The following is a 20,686-nucleotide window of genomic DNA, read 5'->3' as shown; positions in this document are numbered from 1 at the left end:
GGGATTTCTAAATAAAATAGTAGTGAATATTCAAGTGGGTGCAATAGGATTTGGTTAGCTAAAAATTGGTAATGATTCAGAATACAGAATATTTGATATAGCAGGGAACAGAAGAGAAAAATATTCTTCTTCCTTCTTCCTCCGTTCGGCTGACGCTCACGGCGAAGTCTGACTGGTCACTGAGCAGTTCGACAGGCTCACTGTATCACTTGTCGAATCTATTAGGAGATTTAATATGAACAGCCTCTTCTTTTTACCTGTTACTTTAGTGTTAGGAATTTTGCTGGGAAATCTCTACTTTCGTAGCTTGTGGATGACGGTGCAGAAATTACCTACAGCCGAAAGTCCAATTCTATTAACATTAGGCAGCTTTTTTGGAAGGTTTGCGATCGCCATCAGTAGCTTTGCTTTCGTGCTAGTGATCACCCAAGAAAACGCAATTTGGCATCTGCTCGTTTGCTTAGGTGGGTTCATTTGGGTACGCAATCGCACCATTGAAAAGTTGCCGCAGACATGGATAAGGAGACTCCATGCACATTAGTCTTAGTCCAGATGATATCGTGTTTTGGCAGTGGGAATTTGTATCAATTAATGCTACTTTGGTATTTACATGGTTAATCGTGCTACTGCTGGGTATTGGGGCTTGGTTAGTGACGCGCAAACTTTCCACTGATACGCAAATATCCCACTGGCAAAACCTGCTGGAAGTTTTAGTTGTCAATTTACGCGATCAAATTCAGGAAACTAGTGGACAAAATCCCGATCGCTATTTACCCTTTGTCGGCACTCTGTTTATTTTTATTGCTACCTCGAATATATTAGTAATCATTCCTGGTTATCATCCGCCCACCGCCTCACTTTCCACCACTGCTGCCCTCGCAATATGTGTATTTTTTGCCGTCCCCGTTTTCAATATTAGTGAGCAAGGAATCTGGAAATATCTGCACCATTACCTAGAGCCAAATCCTCTCCTATTTCCCTTTTATATAATTAGCGAACTCTCCCGAACTTTAGCTTTAGCAGTGCGTTTGTTTGGGAATGTGATGAGTGACGGAATGATTGCGGCAATTTTAATCTCCATTGCGCCATTTTTCTTTCCAGCAATTATGCAGGCTTTAGGTTTATTGACAGGCTTAATTCAAGCATATATTTTCGCAATTTTAGCAGTTGTTTATATTGGTTCTGCCAGGAATGAAAACTATGAATCAGAATGAATCGCTTTCACTTTTACTTGGCATTATTGGTCCTGTGTCAATCTTAACAGCAGGGCTGACTATGGCGGTTGGCTCCATTGCCCCATCCCTTGGTGAAGGTAAATCTGTTGCCCAGGCACTTAGCTCGATTGCCCAACAACCAGACGAAGCTAATACAATTACCCGCACCTTATTTGTAGGATTAGCATTTATCGAATCCGTTGCCATTTATTGCTTTGTAATCGCGCTTATTCTCCTGTTTGCCAATCCATTTTGGAACTATGTAGTTGGTGCGATCGCCAAAGTGGGAGTCTAATCAAGTGGAGATTAATTGGTTTACCTTCTCTGCCCAAATCCTCAACTTTTTTGTGTTGATCTTTGTGCTGCAACGCTTTCTCTATAAACCGATTACGAAGGCAATGGCACGCCGCGAGCAGACAATTAGCGATCGCTTGTCATCGGCATCTAAGCAAAAAGAAGCAGCACAACAGGAGGTTAAGCATTATGAAGAAATGCAGCAGAAATTCATAGACGAAAAAACAGAATTGCTCACTCAAGCAAAATCAGAAGTAGAGCAAACCCGCCAACGCTTGTTAAAGGAAATGCAGGAATCAGTAGCGACAGAGCGATCGCAATGGCAAACCAGTCTGCAACGCCAAAAAGATGATTTTTTCCACGATGTGGGCGATCGCACCATGCAGCAATTACAAGTAACTGTACGGCGGGTGTTGACAGACTTGGCGGAGTCAGAGCTAGAAACACAGATTGCCAGGGTGTTTTTGCAGAAGCTGCGCGATCTCAACGAAACAGAACGTGTCGAACTGGTGACAACTTTAACTGCTGCGACAAAAGATAGCATTCCCTTAACCTTGGTCAGTACTTTTACCCTATTGCCGGATATTTGTGCTGCGATCGCTTCAGTTTTGCAAGACTACTTTAACGCCGTAGGTTCAGGGAACATCGAATTGAGCTATGAAATTGAACCTAATCTAATTTGTGGGATTGAACTACGCGGCACAGGCTACAAACTAGCGTGGAGCATGGATGCTTACTTAGATAGCATCACCGAAAATTTGGTTACGGTTTTTGCAGAAGAAACTGGGTGAATGAACTACATTTTTTTGTCTCACGCAAAGGCGCATTAGCGAAGCGAAGTACGAAGTACGTTAGGCGCAAAGGAAGAAAGGAATATAGAAATCAGAGTGTGGTCTAAATACATGAAAATTGCTGTAAATTTTGAATCCTCAATCCAAAATCCAAAATTTAAAATCTAAAATTCGCTCAGAGGAAACATGATGTGAAGAAAGAAGAAGGTTTACAGACAGTTGTAGAAAATAATTTTGCACTTTATACTCAAGTTCTTGATCGGCAGGAAGCGAAATTGCGATCGCACGAGATTGGAATTGTCCAATCAATTGGGCAAGGAATTGCCAAAATTATTGGTTTGCCCAATGTGCAGTCAGAGGAAATTGTTCGTTTTACTGGCGGTAGTCTGGGGTTGGTGTTTAACCTCGATCCCGAAGAAGTTGGAGTAGTTTTACTGGATTCTAGCGATCAACTCCAGTCAGGTACTGAAGTGCGGCGGACTGGTAAAGTGCTTGATGTGCCTGTGGGCGAAGCACTATTAGGAAGAGTGATCGATCCTCTCGGTCGTCCCCTCGATGGCAAAGGTATAATCCGAACTTCACAACGCCGCCCCGCCGAGCGCAATGCCCCAACGATTATGGATCGTGCGCTCGTAAATGTGCCTTTGCAAACAGGTATCAAAGCCATTGATGCCCTGATTCCCATAGGACGCGGACAGAGAGAATTGATTTTAGGCGATCGCCAAACGGGTAAAACTGGTATTGCCCTCGATACGATTATCAATCAAAAAGACAAAAATATTCTCTGTGTCTATTGCGCCATTGGACAGCGTAGTGCGGCTGTTGCCAAGCTAATTGCTGACCTCGAAAACCAGGGGGCAATGCCATACACAACAGTTGTCATGGCAGCAGGAGAAGATCCACCGGGATTACAATATGTCGCTCCTTATGCGGCTACGGCGATGGCAGAATATTTTGCCGATCAAGGGCGCGATGTACTAATTGTTTACGATGACCTTACTAATCATGCCCGCACCTATCGAGAAATATCCCTCTTAATGCGTCGCCCACCTGGACGTGAAGCTTATCCAGGGGATATTTTTTATATTCACTCGCGCTTACTGGAACGCTCTACGCATTTTAATGATAAACGAGGTGGTGGTTCCTTAACTGCGCTGCCGATCATCGAAACAGAAGCGCAAAACATTGCTGCATATATCCCAACAAATCTAATTTCCATTACCGATGGACAAATTTATCTTTCACCAATCCTCTTTCAAAAGGGAGTGTTACCTGCGATCGATATCGGTAAATCGGTTTCGCGGGTAGGTGGCAAAACTCAACTTCCTGCTTATCGCGCTGTTTCTGGAGATTTACGTCTTTCCTATTCTCAATTTGAAGAATTAGAGGCTTTCTCTCGCTTTGGTACGCGCTTAGAAGAATCCACCCGGCTGACTTTAGAACGCGGGCAACGGGTGCGCGAGATGCTCAAACAAAAGCAATATGCACCAATGCCGGCGGCTGTGCAAATAGGGGTGATGCTTTCGGTGACAGCAGGATTGCTCGATGCCGTCCCCACCGCTAAAATTGCCATTGCCGAGCAAGCGATCGCTCAAGCCATATCCACCCAGTTAGCCGATCTTTGTCTGCAAATCGAAAACGGATCTGTATTAACTGATAGCGATCGGGATCTCTTATTAAAGACTGCCAAAACAGCAATCTCTATAGTTGTAAAAGATTTACCAAAAGATTCAAAAGATATAAAAAATTCAAAAAATATAAAGGAGTAGCTATGCCATCTATTCAGCTTCTCCAACGCAAAATTCACACTGCCCAAGAACTGCAAGCCGTGGTGAAAATGATGAAAGTATTAGCGGCGCTGAACATCCACCAATATGAACAAGCGGTTACTTCCCTGGCTGAGTATAACCATACAATCGAAATGGCTCTGCACGTCGTACTGAAGGCAACACATGAGAGGCAGGGGGCAGGGAGAACGGAGCAGGGGAGACAAATATGGGGACTTGATACCCCTACATTGCCCTCTACTTCCTGTGGTGTGATTATCTTCGGCTCTGATCAAGGAATGTGCGGTCAATTCAACGAACAAATTAGCCGCTATGCGATCGCAGAATTAGAAAAATTAAACATCTCACCCGAACAATTGGCAATTTTTGCTGTTGGATCAAGAATTATTTCCCATTTAGAAACCGCAGGTTATGCAATCAAGCAAACTTTCCCTATGGCAGGTTCGCTAACTGAGATTACATCAATGGTTCAAGAAATCTTACTACAAATTGCCGAATGGCGAGATAGCCAGCAAATTGTGCGAATTTTCTTATTCTACAACCACTTACATTCCAATACCTTATGTGAGCCGTACAAACTGCAACTGTTGCCACTTGATCGCCGATGGCTACAACATATCGAAAGCAAAAAGTGGCGATCGCGGACTCTACCAACATTTACAATGCCGAGCGATGTTTTGATTGCGTCTCTATTACGACAATATTTCTTTATTCTGCTATATCGTGCTTTTGGTGAATCCCTCGCCGGCGAAAATGCCAGCCGCCTCGCTTCCATGCAAGTTGCCGAGAAAAACATCGCAGAACGACTCACAGAATTTACTAGCCAGTTTCAGCAACAACGCCAAACTGCCATTACAGATGAATTACTAGAAATTACTTCAGCCTTTGAATTAAGCCATTAAAAAAGGGACTGGGAAAACTTGCAAGAGGATGTTCTAAATACATAATTTCACAAATTCCTAGCAAAAAGAATTGCCTTAATTAAACCTTTGCGTTCCTCTGCGTTAACCTTTGCGTTCCTTTGCGTTTAAATTTCCACCCTCAATTCGCCACGAATTTATGCAAAATTCTACATCTTCCCAAGAGCAAAATATTGGTTCCGTCCTCTCCGTGCGGAGTAGCATCATTGATATCCATTTTCCTAAATGGTTGCCAGATATACATACACAGTTACAAGCAGGGAAAACAGGTAATATTGCCATCGAGGTGGTTTCACATCTGAGCGCCCAAGTAGTGCGGGGTGTGGCACTTGTCCCTACCGCAGGTATGACACGCGGCGAGATTGTTATTGATACTCAGCAGCCATTACAAGTTCCCGTAGGCGATCGCCTTTTAGGGAGAATGTTAAACCTATTTGGCGAAGCAATTGATGAAAAAGAAGCGATCGCAGGTGGCGAATGGCGATCGATTCATGCCACGCCCATCGCTATGTCAGAGCGAGTCACCAAAGCCGAAATCCTCAAAACTGGCATCAAAGTCATTGATTTGCTCACACCTTTGGAACGGGGCGGCAAAACAGGTTTGCTTGGCGGTGCAGGTGTTGGCAAAACCGTGCTAATTACCGAAATGATCCATAACATGGTTAAGCAGCACCAAGGCGTAAGTTTATTTTGTGGCATTGGCGAACGCTGCCGCGAAGGTCTAGATTTATATCAAGAAATGGCAACAACGGGCGTTCTGGAAAATTCCGTCTTAGTCTTTGGACAGATGAATGAACCGCCAGGAGTCAGATTTTGGGCAGGACACGCAGCACTGACAATGGCAGAATATTTCCGCGATCGCTCCCAAAAAGATGTATTGCTTTTAATTGATAATATCTTTCGCTTTATCCAAGCGGGTTCAGAGGTATCGGGACTGATGGGAATTATCCCTTCGCGGGTGGGATATCAACCAACTCTCGCTACTGAACTTGCTCAACTAGAGGAGCGCATTTGCAATACATCGGCGGGGGCGATTACTTCCATTCAAGCGGTTTATGTCCCAGCCGACGACTTCACCGATCCCTCGGCTGTGGCTGTATTTTCCCATCTGTCAGCAGCAATTGTATTGTCACGCAAACGGGCGAGTGAAGGGTTTTATCCCGCCGTGGATTTGATGCAATCGAATTCCAAAATGCTGATGCCTCATATTGTTGGCGATCGCCATTATCAGATTGCCCAAGCAGTCCGCAAAACCATCACCACCTATGAAGAACTGAAAGATATTATTGCCATGTTGGGCTTAGAAGAATTATCGGTAGGCGATCGCCAAGTGGTATCCCAAGCGCGACGTTTAGAACGGTTTCTGACTCAACCTTTCTTTTCCACTGCTCAGTTTACAGGTTTGACAGGGAAATTAGTTGAATTAGACGATGTACTAGATGGATGCGATCGCATTCTCAATGACGAGTTTGCTGAGACACCAGAGCGATCGCTCTACATGATCGGCTCAATTGATGAAGTGGTAAATAATTCGTAATTAAGTTTTGTAATGGCTATTAAACCCTTTAATTTACCGTCATAATCCTGTCTTACAAAGTTGCTCCTCTTGGAGAGACCCCAAGACCGCACTTTGCGCTTCATTCCGTGAAATCCTTAAATCAGTTAAATCAGTGATCAAAAATCATGACTGAGCCATCCTCAGAAATGCGGTTCAAAGTTGTCTTACCCACCAAAATCCTGATCGAAACAGCCGCGATCAAAGTGATTGCCGAAGCGGAAAATGGGATATTTTGCTTACTACCTCGCCATATAGATTTTGTCGCAACCCTAATACCAAGTTTGTTATCCTTCGTCTCGCCACAAGGACAAGAACAATTTTTAGCGATCGACCAAGGAATTTTAATCAAACATGGGGATAAGGTAACAGTTGCCACTGAAAACGCCGTCCAAGGTGGCGATTTGGGAATGTTGAAAAAAACCGTTGAGGAGCAATTTTACTTAATTGATGAACGCGCAAAAACAGCACGTTCCGCTTTAGAAAAACTAGAGATAAACACCATTCGGCACTTTATTCAGTTAGGTGAAGATGTATGAAAACTCCCTCCCGCAAGTCACAATCGCAAACTCATCTTGTTGCTAAAGCGATCGCTAATAAAGAACGTCGCAAACTTTATGCCCGTCAAACGAAACCTTATGGTAGCGTTTTGCTTGGTTTAGGTTTTGCTGGCTTAGTCGGTTGGTCAATCACCGCACCAACTTTATTAGCGATAACACTAGGCATCTGGATCGATTTCCGATTTCCCAGTCCGTTTTCATGGACATTAGCCTTGATGCTGGCAGGTTTAACCATTGGTTGTTTGATTGCCTGGGAATGGGTATCGAAGGAGCAGAAACGTATGGCAAAATCTCAACCACCCGATGATTTTCCTCAATCTCCAGCAGATTCTCCCAACCAGGAAGAAGGAGAATAACAATTCAAAATTCAAAAATAACCTGCAATCGAGAGGTCACTGATGCCAACTGCAACAGACTTTAAAGACTACTATGCCATCTTGGGAGTGAGCAAAACTGCAACCCCTGAAGAAATCAAACGGACTTACCGCAAATTTGCCCGCAAATATCATCCTGACCTCAATCCTGGAGATAAGGAAGCAGAAACAAAGTTCAAAGAACTGAATGAAGCGAATGAGGTATTATCTGATCCAGAAAAGCGGCAGAAGTACGATCGCTTTGGTCAGCATTGGAATAACCCTGGTTATACTGAAGCACCCACACCTAGCGGAACTAATGTTGGTACAACTGACTTCGATCAGTACGGTGATTTTGATTCGTTTATCAACGATCTGCTAGGTCGAGCGAGACGTAAAAACTCCACTGGTGGCTATGATAATTTTAATGGGGGATTTCGTTCTCAAGCACCTGCACCGGATACGGAAGCTGCGATCGCTCTCACATTTTCTGAAGCATTTCACGGAGTCCAAAAGCGGTTAAAACTCGACGACGAAACCATCAACGTCCGCATTCCCGCAGGTGCAAAACCAGGTAGTAGAATTCGGCTCAAGGGTAAAGGTCGTCCTAGTCCGTTCTCTCAACAGCGCGGCGATTTATATTTAACTATTGAGGTTTTAAATCATCCTTTCTACCGATTTGAGGGCGATAACCTCCTTTGTGACATTCCCATCCGACCGGATGAAGCGGTTTTAGGGGCAGAAATTAGCGTGCCTACCCCCGATGGTAGCGTGATGATGAAAGTTCCTAAAGGGGTGCGATCAGGGCAATCGCTGAGACTGCGCGGTAAAGGCTGGACATTGCCAAAAGGGGGACGAGGTGACTTATTTGCCAAACTTCAGATTGTCATACCAAAAGACCTGAGTGCGATCGAACAAGAATGCTACGAAAAAATCCAGGCAAATACAAGTTTTAACCCACGTACCCAGTTAGAGGAGATTAAATTATGACCTTCAGCCTTTCAAAAACCGTCGTTTCCCTCGAAGGTGAACAACTTTACAGCTTTGAATATGCTGCGTTAATCACTAAGACTTCGATTACGGTTGTGCAGGTTTACGTTGAGTTAGGTGTAATCGAACCCATTGGTGATTTGCTGCATTCCCGCGAAATTACACGAATTGCTCAAATTCAACGCTTGCGTCAAGATTTGGGGCTAAACTTAGTCGGAGCCGCAATGGTGCTAGATATGACGGCTGAAATTGCCCAATTACGCGCACAGTTAAAGGTGTATCAGTCTCATTGAGAGAACTAATAGACGCGCTGATTTATCGGCTGACTAGTACCGCAGGGTGGAAGTCAAAAGTCAAAAGGAAGACAGCATAAGATTGTCGGAGATTTAGAATGGTTGGTTTATTTACGCCGTGCTGTACTAGAGGAACAATAAGGTATGACATTTGTATAAATCCTAAATTATACTAAAAACGGGTTAAAAGTGTCATTCTGTAGCTTGCTTCCCGCAGGGTACGAAGTGTTCGCGTAGCGTGCCGTAGGCTCTAGAATCTCCGAGATACTTCGCTGCACTACGTTACGCTCAGTATGACATAAGTCCAAATTTCACCAGTTTGCAGTATAGTCTAAACTTCAATGGCATAACCTGATGCTGAAAGATTAACAACAATTTGATGATATTTTTTGAGAGTCGGGCGATGTCCAACACTAATAAAAGTTGTCTCTATATCTATCAGCAAATTATAAAGTTTTTCTTCATTGTTAACATCTAATGCACTGGTAGCTTCATCTAAGATGGCATATTTGGGTTTAGTGATTAAAAGCCGAGCAAAAGCTAATCTTTGTTGTTCTCCTAAAGAAAGAATTTCACTCCAATCTTGCTCTATATCTAAACCATCAAATCTTGTGGTTAAGTCTGATAAATTCACTAACTTGATGATTTGCTCAAGTTCTTCATCACTAATATTAGCATTGCTATGAGGATAGATTAACTGCTCTCGCAGAGTACCTAAAATCATGTAAGGACGCTGAGGTAAAAATAGTATTTCTTCTAATTCTGGACGGACAATTACACCAGTTCCTGAATTCCATAACCCAGCTAAGACACGCAACAAAGAACTTTTCCCACAACCACTATCTCCCATAATGAGTAAGCTTTGACCAGATTGTAATTCTAGAGAAAGGTTTTGAAATAGGGTTTTTTCATGGTTAGGAGTCTGAATAGTGAGGTTTTTAAATGCCAATCTGTTTTCTTTTATTATCTGAATATTACTGTTGTCAGAAGTTGATTTTTTGGATTTTTGGAGATATTCATGAAAGACATATAACCGATTAATAGCCGCAGCAAATTTTGTAAATTTTTCAAATTGATACATAATTAAATTCACTGAAAAAGCAACTTGTCCAAAAGCTCCTCCGGCTTCGGTGACTTTGCCTACTTCAGTTTGTCCTGACAAAATTTGGTTTCCTAAAATTAATGCTGGGATAATCCAAGGGAGATAGCCAAACTGATATTTAAATACATTTAAATATACTTCTGACCAGAGAATTAATTTTTTGAAATTATTAAATACTTGATTAAATATAAATTTAACTTTATTCTCTTCCTGCAATATGCCATTATAGAAGGCGATAGATTCAGAATTTTCTCGAATGCGAACTAAACTAAAGCGAAAATTAGCTTCTTTTTTGAGTTGTTCAATATTGAGGTGTGTTAATTTTTTACCATAAAAAACAATAGTGATTGTATAGGCTAATATAGAATAAATTATTAAAGCAATCACTAAATTGGGAGAAATAGACCACAGAATAAAACTAAAGGCAATTACTACAAAAATTGATTCCAGACAATTGACCAAAAAAACAATAGATTGCTGGCAAAAGTTAGCAACATCTTCAGAAATACGTTGGTCTGGGTTATCAATTTCTTTATCGAAATTACTCAATTCATAAAAAGCCCGATTTTGAAAATATTGATTGAGTAAATCATGGGTTAACCATTTGCGCCAATATAGACCAATCATCTCTCGTAAATAGCCATAACCAGAGTTTAAGAACCCAAAGATCACAATTCCGATAAAAGCAACTATTATCCCTTGCCAAAATTCTGCACTATTACGAACCGAAAGAGCAGAAATCAGGTTTCCTTGTACGGTATTTAGAAAAACCTTAACTTGGGTATTAGCGAATAATAAAACTGCCAGAAGTACCAGTAGACTGATTGCACCTCGTTTTTCATTACCTAACCAATAGAGTTTAGCGATCGCCCAAAATTGGGATACTGCGCTGAGTTTAAATCTAGTCATCTTCGTATGGTTAATCAGTGCTAATGATTTTAGTTGACTCCAGGTTTTTTGGTGAAACCCAGATGTGTAGGGGTTTAGCAGTGCTATATCCCTTATATCGTAAGCAGGAGAGAAAAGAGTAAAATCTTAACTCAAACAATAGAACTCACATTTGGCAGGTATTTTTGGAATTATCCACAATCCAATAACAACAAGGCTTTCAGTTTATTAAACTCAACTCCATATTACGGTGATTACTGCCCTACCTAATCTAGATGTATAACTTGGCTACAATCATCAAAATCTTAATATTCAAGTAAGACTTCTGGATAGTTTCCCCACAATAAATGAGAATGCTGGAAGCTGAATTTGTATTTCCTCTGCTACCAATTTGAGTAATCCACCTGACGTAGTAATTAGGATATCAACTGTACAAAAATCTCCATAGCAGCTAGGAATCTTGACAACTTGCTCAGATACAGGATTAAGTCCCAAATTCATTACTATCAAAAATGGTTGTTGATCACCAGCACCATGAATTAGCACACACCACATACCATTATTATGAGAACATAATAGAGTTCGTGTTCCATTCTGAATCAGTTGATTTTGCCTACGAATTTCGGCAAGTTGATGAATTAGTAAAAAAGTTGGGTGATCTTGACTATATGGCTGAAAATTTTTGCGGTTAATTGACCCAAACTGCCAAACACAAGCAGGATTTTCAAACATATCCTCCCGCACATAGCAATCATGACCTAGCCAATTTCCTGTATTCTCACATTGATATAGTCCTAAAGCACCACAAAATTCTTGCTCTGTTCCTTGATAGATAAAAGGTATTTGTGGACCTAAGATTAAACAAGCTAGGGCAAAATGTAACCGAACTCGCGCTTCATCACGATTTTCCATCCGACATAAGAATTGATGAAAAATTCTGGTTGTGTCCTGGTTATCGAGGAACATCAGATTGTTTTGCCAACCATGATGATATTGGTACGATGGTTCTAGAGAACCGCAAAAATAATCTGCAAAACCCCCTAACCAATGACCATCAACCAGACTATTTTTAATAGAATAATAGGTGGGATAGTCAATCAAACCAGAAAATTTGGCACTATTATATGCAATTACCTCTGCGTGGGTACTTCCTGCGTGTTCTGCTATTTGTAGAAATTCTTTTTTCCCCAGATAGGTTGTATATCTCAATATTTCTTCTACACAAGATTCCCAAAAATCAACACCCACATGACGGGCTGAATCGTAGCGAAAACCATCAATATCTGTTTCGGCAATCCAGTATTTAAGGTGTTGAATCAGTAACTCACGGACATAGGTTGTCTCCGTGCGCCAGTCTTCGAGAAATCCAAAGAGTCTTTGATTCACCATATCGGTGTATTCTGGCCCGTGAAAAAGTGAGGTATTACGTGCCTCGATAGGAAAAGGCATGACGGCGGATTCTTCACCTTGCACATACTTGAATTCTCCCCCCGCTGGACCGCCATATTCTTCCCAATTAATACTATCTGCAATGTGATTGACAACTACGTCTAAAATAACAGCAATATCGACTTCATGAGCTTTTTTCACTAAGTCACGCAGACATTCAAGTGTACCCAGACGAGGATCAACCATTAATAAATGAATAGGATGATAGCCATGATAACCATCAGCCGCGTTGACATAGACAGGACTCAGAATAATGACTCTGATTCCTAGTGCTTTTAAGTATGGAATCTGGTCAGTGACACCGCGAATTGTGCCGCCATGACTGGCATGGGGAGAAGATGGATCATATTTAACGGCACTTAAACCAGTGTTATTTTTGTGGATACTACGAGCAAATCGATCAATGATGATTGAGTAAAATAAACGAGAATTCCAATTATCAGGACCAGGTGTGATGGGTACTGATGGTTTGGGTCCGTATAGGGGCTGATTATTGACAAATCCGAGAAATAGGGAGGGTATTTCTGCCATGGAACGTGGTGCTTCATCGCAGACAAAGAGAAATTGCGATCGCTCACTTGTATGTTCATTCCCATCAGTATCCACGTACCCCAACCTATATTCATATCCTCCGCCATTGCTAATAGACGGTAAGACGACTGAAAACATTTTAAAGCCATTTTCAATCATGCTTTCTGGTTGTGCGCTGATGCGGTCTACATCTCCATACCCTTGTCCATCATTTAACTCATAGGCTATCTGTCCAAAATCTGGATGTTTAGATAAATGAACACCAAATCTGATGCAGATTTTTTCGTTAGTTCTAAACACCCATGTATATGGTGCAATACTAGGATCTAAATGTATTTCACAGTATTCATCAAAATAGCGCATATAGCATTCCTATGAGTTAAATATGGTACGATGGAAAACTGAGTATCATCGGCATTGTCAGCAGTGGAAACGCATCTAATTTTTATTGGCAAAATACCGTTTTAATGTATGAACCAATAAATCCCAATTTATCGTTTGATTTATTTTTTCAGGGTCATAGTGATGGATTAAAAGTTAATGCGAATATTTTGGTCATTATTGAGATTTAATTGCCCTTGTCAGCATTTGTTGTTGACACTTAAAAAATATCAGGGTTCATTTTTATTGGCGACTACGACCATATCAATCAAGTGCATTTTCTTCAAAGTTTCATTTTGATTAACTTGATGTTCAAGTTCTAATATTTCTGCCACACTTTCTATTGGTTTAATTGGTAGATTAAGACGGGCTTGAATTTGTGGATATTCAATATATGTTCCTACTTCCATAGTTTTATGGATATAAAACTCAGAATGGTAAGCTTCCCATTGCTTAATGACAAATAGCGGTGTAGTGGGAAGTTGATAATATTCTGATTTGGATTTAAATTCATTTCCAAATGTCTTTTCTAATGTAGGATTAAACGGATTGTTTACGATAGTTTGGAACAAATCGAAGGGCATATATCTAACTCCTAAACCAGCAGAATGTCCACTTCTACAAATTTCCGTAAATTCTTTCTGACTAATTAAAATATATTGCCGATCAAACTCTTTAGGGGCATGAAAGTGGTAGAGCATGGGAGATTTACAAGCAAATATGACTAAAGTTCCCTTAGGTTTCAAAAATTCATAAAAAGCGGCAATACTTTCTTGGATAATGTCTAAAGAAATATGTTCAAAAATGTGAGAACAAACGATGAGATCAAACTTTCCATATTGCTCAATAACTGGACTTTGCATGACATCATTCAGAAGATGAACTTTATCACTTTTAACTGGTGATGTATTTGCTTCTTGGAGTAAACCATCATATTCCTCAGTTTGCCAAAACCCGTCATCTTTTAATTTTTCAAATAATTCTTGGTCTTCATTAAGTAGACATTTAGCTACTACGGAAGCGTGCAAAAATCTCTTGCGGTCAGGTTCGACTAAAACAATTTTTTTAGCTGACCAAAAACGAGGAAGTAATCTTCCTAGTCCACATCCAGCATCAAGAATGACTGCATCAGGTGTAATCAAGTCTTGAATGTTGTTAGCCCAAACCTCCTGATCTCTAGTTTTCCAAGCTTGATGAGCTATATCTGTCACCCATTGGTATGGGTCAACTGTGTTGTAGACTGTAGCGGTAACTTTTTTCATGATATATACCTGAATGAAACTAAAAGAAACAAAATTTATTTACAGTAGTTATACTATCAAAAACGCAGCCTTACTAGGTGCATTAAATACTCTATATATTGTCGCCAAGTGACTTTGCTCGATCCTTCTTGACGCTCTTGAAATATATAGCCAACTTCAGCGATGTAATTAATCTGACATCGCCCTAATATTTCAATTAAAATCTTGTAGCTCAGGGGATTCATTAATTGCTGGGCGATCGCTTCTCGACGGACTAAAAAATAACCACTCATGGGATCAGAAACACGACTAACGACACTGGGTAAAATCATCAATCCCAAGAATTGCGCCCCCCGTGACAAAAATCGCCGATGCCATTGCCAATCACTAGTGCCGCCGCCTTCTACATGACGACTAGCAACAGCAATATCTGCTCCCTGGGCGATCGCATCTAATAGCTTTAGTAATACCTCTGGAGGATGTTGTAAATCCCCATCAATTACTCCTAATATTTGCCCTTGCGCCACCTGCCAACCTCTAATCACGGCAGTAGATAAGCCTCGTTCTCCCTGACGACGCATCACCCGCAGATGAGGATAATCTCTTGTTAGTCCCTGAGCAATTTCCCAAGTGCGATCGGGACTATCATCATCAATCACAATCAATTCATAATTATTTGCTAAAGCTTTATCGAGTAAGTAACTCAATAAATGCACCACCGCTAAAATATTTTTACCTTCGTTATAGGTAGGGATAATCAGCGAAAAATAAACAGAATCATCAGATTGCGTAAGTTCTGATAATGCCGGAATTTTCAACACTCCTGAAGGCACTGATATTAACTCTTTTAAGCTATTAGCGATCCTATTAGCGATCATGATTCTGTCGTCTCCTTAACTTGCCAGTTCCATCTCAGATTAATGCCGAAATTCCAAAAAATTACACAAACAATTGCTACCAATTTTGCCAGATATTCATTCATTTCAAATTTATAAACTAAAAAATTTACAATTAAAATATTTAAAATTAGTCCGAAAAAACAGATGAAATTGAACTTAAGAAACCTTTGTAATTGCTCATCATCTAACTGTTGTGAATCAGATATGTCACCAAATGTCCATATATCATTCCAAAAAAAATTATTAATAATTGCCACTTCTGTGGAAAGCATTCCACTTGGAGTTAATACCCAACCTAAGAGTGTATGCATAAAATAAAATACTCCCAAGTCTACAAATACGCCACTTAAACCTACAACACCAAAACGAATCAGACGACTAAAAAAAATCCAAGAAGGACTTAATTGTAATCTATTAATTAGATTGTTAATTTCCAAAAAATAATTCATTTGCCTTTTCTTTGATAATTTTACTTTCAAAACTACCGTTTAAGATTGCTGATTTTTTTCAAATTCCCATAAACCTCCCGGTGGTATATCCAATACTATTATTGCTTTTTCAACATACTTTTCATCCTGTTCCATGTGATGGAATAAACTACTATTATTTTGTATGAAGAAAATCTGATTATAATTTTCAGAAATCTTCATAATTTGAGTATCTGCTACTGGCAGTAAAGAAACTTTCGGCGAAGAATGACTTAATGCTAAGATTCCTCCCAAATTTATAGGAGCATTATTAATTATCAGTAAAGGTTTTTCTGATTCGTTGATAGCTTGAACAGTTTGAATTATAAATGTACTGCTTGATTGTGTCCACCAATTCTTAGCTTTAAAAAATGTAACATCAGAAACTAATCCAGCTAAAAGAAATACAACCATCATCACTTGGGCTATTTTTATCCGCCAAGCTTGCTCTTGCAGAATTTGAAAAGCAAAACTTAGCAGATAAGCTACCGTAATTTCCAAACAAAGATATAAAGGCAATTGATACCGGACTTGAATAGATCGACTTCCTCCAGCAATTATGTCATATACCATCAACAATAAACTAGGAAATGCTCCCAATAGAAAAATAAATAAATAAGCTTTATTTTGATAATTCTTGACAAGAAGAGATAGGGAGTAGATAATTAAAATCAAGCTGAATACTAACGAAATACTACTATAGTAAAGAGGATTTTCATCATTTAAGCGACTTATCAAACTTAGACTTTTAGTAAGATTTAGATCAAAAAATATGCGGGTAACTCGAACTAGGAAAATAGCGATTAACTCGAAAGGATTATTGATATATTTTATTCCAAACCCTGTATTTAATGCTAATGCTGTGTGAAGATGGGTAATAAATACAATTAACCAAGGTAAAAATATCAAAAGGGAAACGATTATACTAATAAAATAATTAACGAACGTTTTGGTAAAGCGAAACTGTTGTTGAATAATTATATAAATGCCATGAGATATAATGATCAAAACCGTGAATAAATGGGTATATAAACCCAAGACTAAAGAGAGGCTATATAAAGCCCAATTAATTTTATTTTCTTGCCTCATAGCTCGCAATAAAGCAGCACTTGATCCAAGAATTTCCACCATCCATAAAGCATATTGACGTGCCTCTTGAGCAAAATATAATTGTAAAGGAGAAACAGCAATTATTGCCATTGCTATCCATCCCACAACGGCTGAATCAAATAACTCTAAACACAGCCAATATACACTAGGAAATATCAACAAACTGATCACTGCTGATAAACTCCTTATTTCTGTCGGAGAATCTCCAAATACTTCCGCCCATAATCTGACCATGACGTAATAAAAGGGAGGATGCTGTGGATCTGAGGTGATTAAATAATTTACTGTATCAGCCACACCGCGATCTGGATTAATATGTTGATATTTGTCAAAATTACTAATGGGAATTATGCTTTCGTTCTGAGAAAATTCCTGTTTTAACTCGTCTAATGTGTGTCCAGAAATTGCTACAGATGTCCAATTTTCATCACTGGAATAAATTTTTTGCCCTAAATTGGTAAACCGACAGAAAATGCTTAATCCGATGAGGATGATTATTGAAATTTTTAACCAACTGGGGGGATTTGTTTTTGTAATTGATTGTGGCTGGTTCATTTAATGATGTTGGAATTTTTTTCTGACTAGAAGCTAACGGTTTTTTAAGCGATCGCTCAGATGCTTACCCCAGGAGATTTCGCTGTGAGCGGCATTGGTTTCTAGGTAGTAAAAAAGGTCAATGTTAGGCACACAACCTTAAGTAAATAGCTCATCAAAAAATTCTCTGACTGGGTGGGTATAAATTCCTTCCGCTCATAAATTCTCTACAGTTTTTCCATCACCAACTAACAACTCCTCATCAATATGTCGAAAGTAAAAATAATTGAACAAAATGATGGACACAAATAATATCAGCACCCCTTCTATAATCATCAAAAACCCAATTCCCCGACCAGGTCCTGTTTCAATGAATCTACCAATACTGTTAGCAAGTATCCCATCAAAATCCAGCATAGGTTCTAAAATTGTGTCAGTGAGTGGACTAGCACTGAGAGTACCGAAAGCTGCCCCCAAGCCTGTAATAGTGTAAAATAGTGACAGTACACGCCCTTGAACATTTGGATGTACACTATTTTGCCAAATTGTGGCATTAGTGCTGAGAATAATTGGCAGGGTAAAAAACGAAAGCGATATACCCAGTGTGATGAGCAAAATCGAAGGTTTGAACCCAGTAATCATTAAAGCTATGCCATTTAAAGCAGAAAATATAAATAGGGGAGAAATAGATTTCTTCCCTCCTCCCCAGATACTCATAAAAATACTGCCAGCAAGCATTCCACAGCCAGCGATTGACATGATACTGCCATAGGTTGTTGCTGTGGAAAAGGATAAAATAAGGGGATTAATTAAAACTGTAGTCATACCATTCACAAAAGAATTCATTGTCATGAATGCCAGCATGATCATCAAAAAAAGGCGAGAAGAAATATTTTCCCAGCCGTAAAAGATGTTATTGAAGATAGCAGTTATTCCTGTTATTGGGATAATGCTAGGCTCAGGCTGAGGAATATCAATAATTAATAACGTTAAAAACCCAATCAAATAGCTGCATAAATCTATCATTAATAAACCTTGAAGTTGGAAATTAACGATGATGATACCTGCTAATACTGGTGCTGCTAATTGTCCTACCGCTGAACTAAAATGTATCAAACCATTAGCTCTCCCCATCTGATTACTAGAAACCATCATCGGTAAAGCAGCAGCCTTTGCCGTCATTTGAAAAGAACCGCAGACTGAGGTAAAAAATGCAGCAACATAGGTATGCCAGAGTTCTAGATTGCCAGTCAGTAGCAGTAATGCAAGCATGAGTATAACAGTGGCTGCACCTATTTCACTGATAATAATTGTTGATTTACGATGCCATTTATCTACCAATGCACCAACAAAAGGAGTAATTAATACACCTGGTAATGTCGTAAAAAATAAAACTAGGCTTAATTGGGCAACGGCGTGAGTATTTTGATAAACCCAAATACTTAAACCAAATCCTGTGAGACGATTGCCGATTTCAGACAGAGACTGCCCTAACCAGAAAATAATAAAGTTACGGAGTTCACGAATCGTTTCAATAAGTTGATTAAAATGTCTCATAGTTGGGACTTATATTTAGTGAGTTGTAAAAATTGGTTCTTTCAGTTAATTAAGGTCTACAAACTCTCTTCTCTACCCTTCTAATATATATGTAGCTTAAAATCGCGCCCCTCCATCCACGTCTATAATGCTACCAGTAAAGTAGTCGCATTCAATAATAAAACGTGCAGCTTGCCAGATTTCATAAGGTTCAGCAATACGCCCCAAAGGTATATTAGCAGTCATTTCCGCTAGAGCATCTGGGGATACCCGACTCAAAATTGGCGTATTTGTTAACCCTGGTGCTATACCTGCTACTCGAAAACCGAAAGCAGCTAATTCCAAAGCCCATGTGCGTGTATCTGCATCTAGTCCTGCTTTGGAAGCACTATAATTAGACTGACCAGGATTACCTGACCTAGTCACAGAAGAAATATTGATGATTAAAGCAGGGGAAATATTTTGCTCAATTGCTAAAGCTGCAAACTCTCGTGCCATGAAAAAAGCACCAGTCAAATTTACATCAATCACCCGCTTCCATTGAGCCGTTGGCAGTTTACGTAACCACCCCTCTTCATCTTGTGTAACTAGTAGACCATCCCTAAGTATACCTGCATTATTAACTAGGGTATTAGCATATCCAATTTTTTCGTATGCTAAAGGTATAAAATCTTTAACGCTTGATTCATTGGCTACATCAAGATGCAAGCCGTAGATTTCTCCGGGCAGTTCTACGGCTTCTGTTTCTAAATTTTTTAGCCCGTCCATATCTAAATCACCACCAACCACCTTAGCCCCAGCACGCGCCATTTCTAGCGCGATACAACGCCCAATACCACTGGCTGCACCAGTAACTATAGCTCTAATATTTTCTAATTTCATAGTCCATTTATTTCCATTTTTAACTACTTTTAACTACAGATGCCTTCCAGGTATACATTTCCTGGATTATGTATCAAGATTGATTGGATTTTTGTCAGGATTATACAGTGTCAACTGTACTTTATAATGAACCTGAGAGTTTCTGCTGTCTGGAAAATTTTCCAAAAAAATATTTTTTACACATCAGGTCAAAATTTTGAAATTTATGATATTCTGCTATCGAAGGAAATTTACTGGCATTATTGCAAACTAGAAAATTAAAATACTGAGATATGTTTTTTAAATCTAGAGATTTTGAATTTATTACACCTTTAGAGCATAACTGGTTGGTGGTTCGCACCGAATTAGAACAACTTCAGCCAAAGAATTTTATTGATTGGCCGGAAAAAAACATTTATAACCAAGGTTGGGAAGTTTTTGGGTTGTATGCCTTTGGACAAAGATTAGAGGAAAACTGTAGATTATGTCCTGAAACAACCAAACTAGTTGAGAATATCCCCGGTATGATGTCAGCCGGATTTTCTTCTTTAGCACCAGGGACATATATTGGGCCTCACTTTGGGGCTACTAAGGCTGTTCTTCGTTGTCACTTAGGTTTAGTTGTACCGGATGATTGTGCCATTCGGGTAGATAAAGAAACCAAAAGTTGGCAGGAAGGAAAATGCCTAATTTTTGATGATACTTATGAGCATGAAGCGTGGAACAAATCTGATAAAACAAGAATAGTTTTACTTATTGACTTTAAGAGGCCTGATTCAACTTTAACAGAGCAAATAACCAACAATCAAGAAATGGATGAAGAATATTGGTTAAATATTTTATCTCAAACCGAATTATCACAATAATTAATCATTCAGTTAGCTTTTAGTCTATTACACAATAACTATTCAAAATAGCCAGACAGCCCCA

General features: G+C 39.6%; 19 protein-coding genes and 1 pseudogene. 12 read left to right on the top strand and 8 right to left on the bottom strand.

The window, feature by feature from the left end:
• Positions 1-235: 235 nt before the first annotated feature.
• The 11 genes from VB713_RS01195 to VB713_RS01145 all read left to right on the top strand — a co-directional run bounded on the left by VB713_RS01195 (position 236) and on the right by VB713_RS01145 (position 8,757).
• A complete protein-coding gene (locus VB713_RS01195; RefSeq protein ID WP_323309759.1) occupies positions 236-541 on the top strand; it encodes an ATP synthase subunit I in 306 nt (101 codons plus the stop codon).
• Positions 531-1,214, top strand: coding sequence for a F0F1 ATP synthase subunit A (locus tag VB713_RS01190; protein ID WP_323309758.1), 684 nt, complete (start codon positions 531-533; stop codon positions 1,212-1,214). The genes VB713_RS01195 and VB713_RS01190 overlap by 11 nt, the downstream gene beginning before the upstream one ends.
• Positions 1,201-1,509 carry a F0F1 ATP synthase subunit C gene (locus VB713_RS01185; RefSeq protein WP_323309757.1) on the top strand — a complete coding sequence of 103 codons (309 nt, stop codon included), beginning with the start codon at positions 1,201-1,203 and terminating at the stop codon, positions 1,507-1,509. Before VB713_RS01190 ends, VB713_RS01185 begins: the two co-directional genes overlap by 14 nt.
• A 4-nt stretch (positions 1,510-1,513) precedes the next feature.
• The gene (locus VB713_RS01180; RefSeq protein WP_323309756.1) at positions 1,514-2,299 is read left to right on the top strand and encodes a hypothetical protein; all 786 of its coding nucleotides are present in this window, start codon (positions 1,514-1,516) and stop codon (positions 2,297-2,299) included.
• Positions 2,300-2,490: 191 nt separating this feature from the next.
• The gene (locus VB713_RS01175) at positions 2,491-4,068 is read left to right on the top strand and encodes an alternate F1F0 ATPase, F1 subunit alpha (RefSeq protein WP_323309755.1); all 1,578 of its coding nucleotides are present in this window, start codon (positions 2,491-2,493) and stop codon (positions 4,066-4,068) included.
• Between the two features lie 2 nt (positions 4,069-4,070).
• A complete protein-coding gene (locus VB713_RS01170; protein WP_323309754.1) occupies positions 4,071-4,988 on the top strand; it encodes a F0F1 ATP synthase subunit gamma in 918 nt (305 codons plus the stop codon).
• Positions 4,989-5,145: 157 nt separating this feature from the next.
• Positions 5,146-6,543, top strand: coding sequence for a F0F1 ATP synthase subunit beta (atpD, locus tag VB713_RS01165; RefSeq protein WP_323309753.1), 1,398 nt, complete (start codon positions 5,146-5,148; stop codon positions 6,541-6,543).
• Between the two features lie 146 nt (positions 6,544-6,689).
• A complete protein-coding gene (locus tag VB713_RS01160; RefSeq protein WP_323309752.1) occupies positions 6,690-7,100 on the top strand; it encodes a F0F1 ATP synthase subunit epsilon in 411 nt (136 codons plus the stop codon).
• On the top strand, positions 7,097-7,477 hold the full coding sequence (locus tag VB713_RS01155) for an AtpZ/AtpI family protein (protein WP_323309751.1): 381 nt from the start codon (positions 7,097-7,099) through the stop codon (positions 7,475-7,477). The genes VB713_RS01160 and VB713_RS01155 overlap by 4 nt, the downstream gene beginning before the upstream one ends.
• Positions 7,478-7,519: 42 nt before the next feature.
• The gene (locus VB713_RS01150; RefSeq protein ID WP_323309750.1) at positions 7,520-8,464 is read left to right on the top strand and encodes a DnaJ C-terminal domain-containing protein; all 945 of its coding nucleotides are present in this window, start codon (positions 7,520-7,522) and stop codon (positions 8,462-8,464) included.
• Complete coding sequence (locus tag VB713_RS01145; RefSeq protein ID WP_323309749.1) at positions 8,461-8,757, top strand: chaperone modulator CbpM; 297 nt, start codon at positions 8,461-8,463, stop codon at positions 8,755-8,757. The genes VB713_RS01150 and VB713_RS01145 overlap by 4 nt, the downstream gene beginning before the upstream one ends.
• Positions 8,758-9,088: 331 nt before the next feature.
• On the opposite strand, the gene VB713_RS01140 is transcribed toward VB713_RS01145, so the two are convergent.
• The 8 genes and pseudogenes from VB713_RS01140 to VB713_RS01105 form a co-directional block, all read right to left on the bottom strand.
• Entirely contained in the window at positions 9,089-10,768 is a 1,680-nt protein-coding gene (locus VB713_RS01140; RefSeq protein WP_323309748.1) for an ABC transporter ATP-binding protein/permease, read from the bottom strand.
• Between the two features lie 291 nt (positions 10,769-11,059).
• The gene (locus VB713_RS01135; protein WP_323309747.1) at positions 11,060-13,090 is read right to left on the bottom strand and encodes an alpha-amylase family glycosyl hydrolase; all 2,031 of its coding nucleotides are present in this window, start codon (positions 13,088-13,090) and stop codon (positions 11,060-11,062) included.
• Positions 13,091-13,338: 248 nt separating this feature from the next.
• Positions 13,339-14,370: a class I SAM-dependent methyltransferase gene (locus VB713_RS01130; RefSeq protein ID WP_323309746.1), complete on the bottom strand. Its 1,032-nt coding sequence runs from the start codon at positions 14,368-14,370 to the stop codon at positions 13,339-13,341.
• A 62-nt stretch (positions 14,371-14,432) separates the two neighbouring features.
• Positions 14,433-15,227, bottom strand: a pseudogene (locus VB713_RS01125) (polyprenol monophosphomannose synthase); the annotation flags it as partial.
• A complete protein-coding gene (locus VB713_RS01120; RefSeq protein ID WP_323309745.1) occupies positions 15,224-15,697 on the bottom strand; it encodes a GtrA family protein in 474 nt (157 codons plus the stop codon). The pseudogene VB713_RS01125 and the gene VB713_RS01120, both read right to left, overlap by 4 nt.
• A gap of 39 nt (positions 15,698-15,736) precedes the next feature.
• Positions 15,737-17,380, bottom strand: a complete 1,644-nt coding sequence (locus VB713_RS01115; protein WP_323309744.1) for a glycosyltransferase family 39 protein — start codon at positions 17,378-17,380, stop codon at positions 15,737-15,739.
• A 195-nt stretch (positions 17,381-17,575) separates the two neighbouring features.
• Entirely contained in the window at positions 17,576-18,916 is a 1,341-nt protein-coding gene (locus VB713_RS01110) for an MFS transporter (protein ID WP_323309743.1), read from the bottom strand.
• Positions 18,917-19,012: 96 nt separating this feature from the next.
• Positions 19,013-19,777 carry an SDR family oxidoreductase gene (locus VB713_RS01105; protein WP_323309742.1) on the bottom strand — a complete coding sequence of 255 codons (765 nt, stop codon included), beginning with the start codon at positions 19,775-19,777 and terminating at the stop codon, positions 19,013-19,015.
• Between the two features lie 272 nt (positions 19,778-20,049).
• Between VB713_RS01105 and VB713_RS01100 the strand changes: the two genes are divergently transcribed.
• The gene (locus VB713_RS01100) at positions 20,050-20,622 is read left to right on the top strand and encodes an aspartyl/asparaginyl beta-hydroxylase domain-containing protein (RefSeq protein ID WP_323309741.1); all 573 of its coding nucleotides are present in this window, start codon (positions 20,050-20,052) and stop codon (positions 20,620-20,622) included.
• The last annotated feature ends 64 nt before the right edge of the window (positions 20,623-20,686 follow it).

It is taken from the genome of Anabaena cylindrica UHCC 0172 (assembly GCF_034931625.1).
Lineage (GTDB): Bacteria > Cyanobacteriota > Cyanobacteriia > Cyanobacteriales > Nostocaceae > Anabaena > Anabaena cylindrica_A.
Note: the sequence above shows the minus strand (reverse complement) of the source record. Positions and strands in the feature narration are given on the sequence as shown.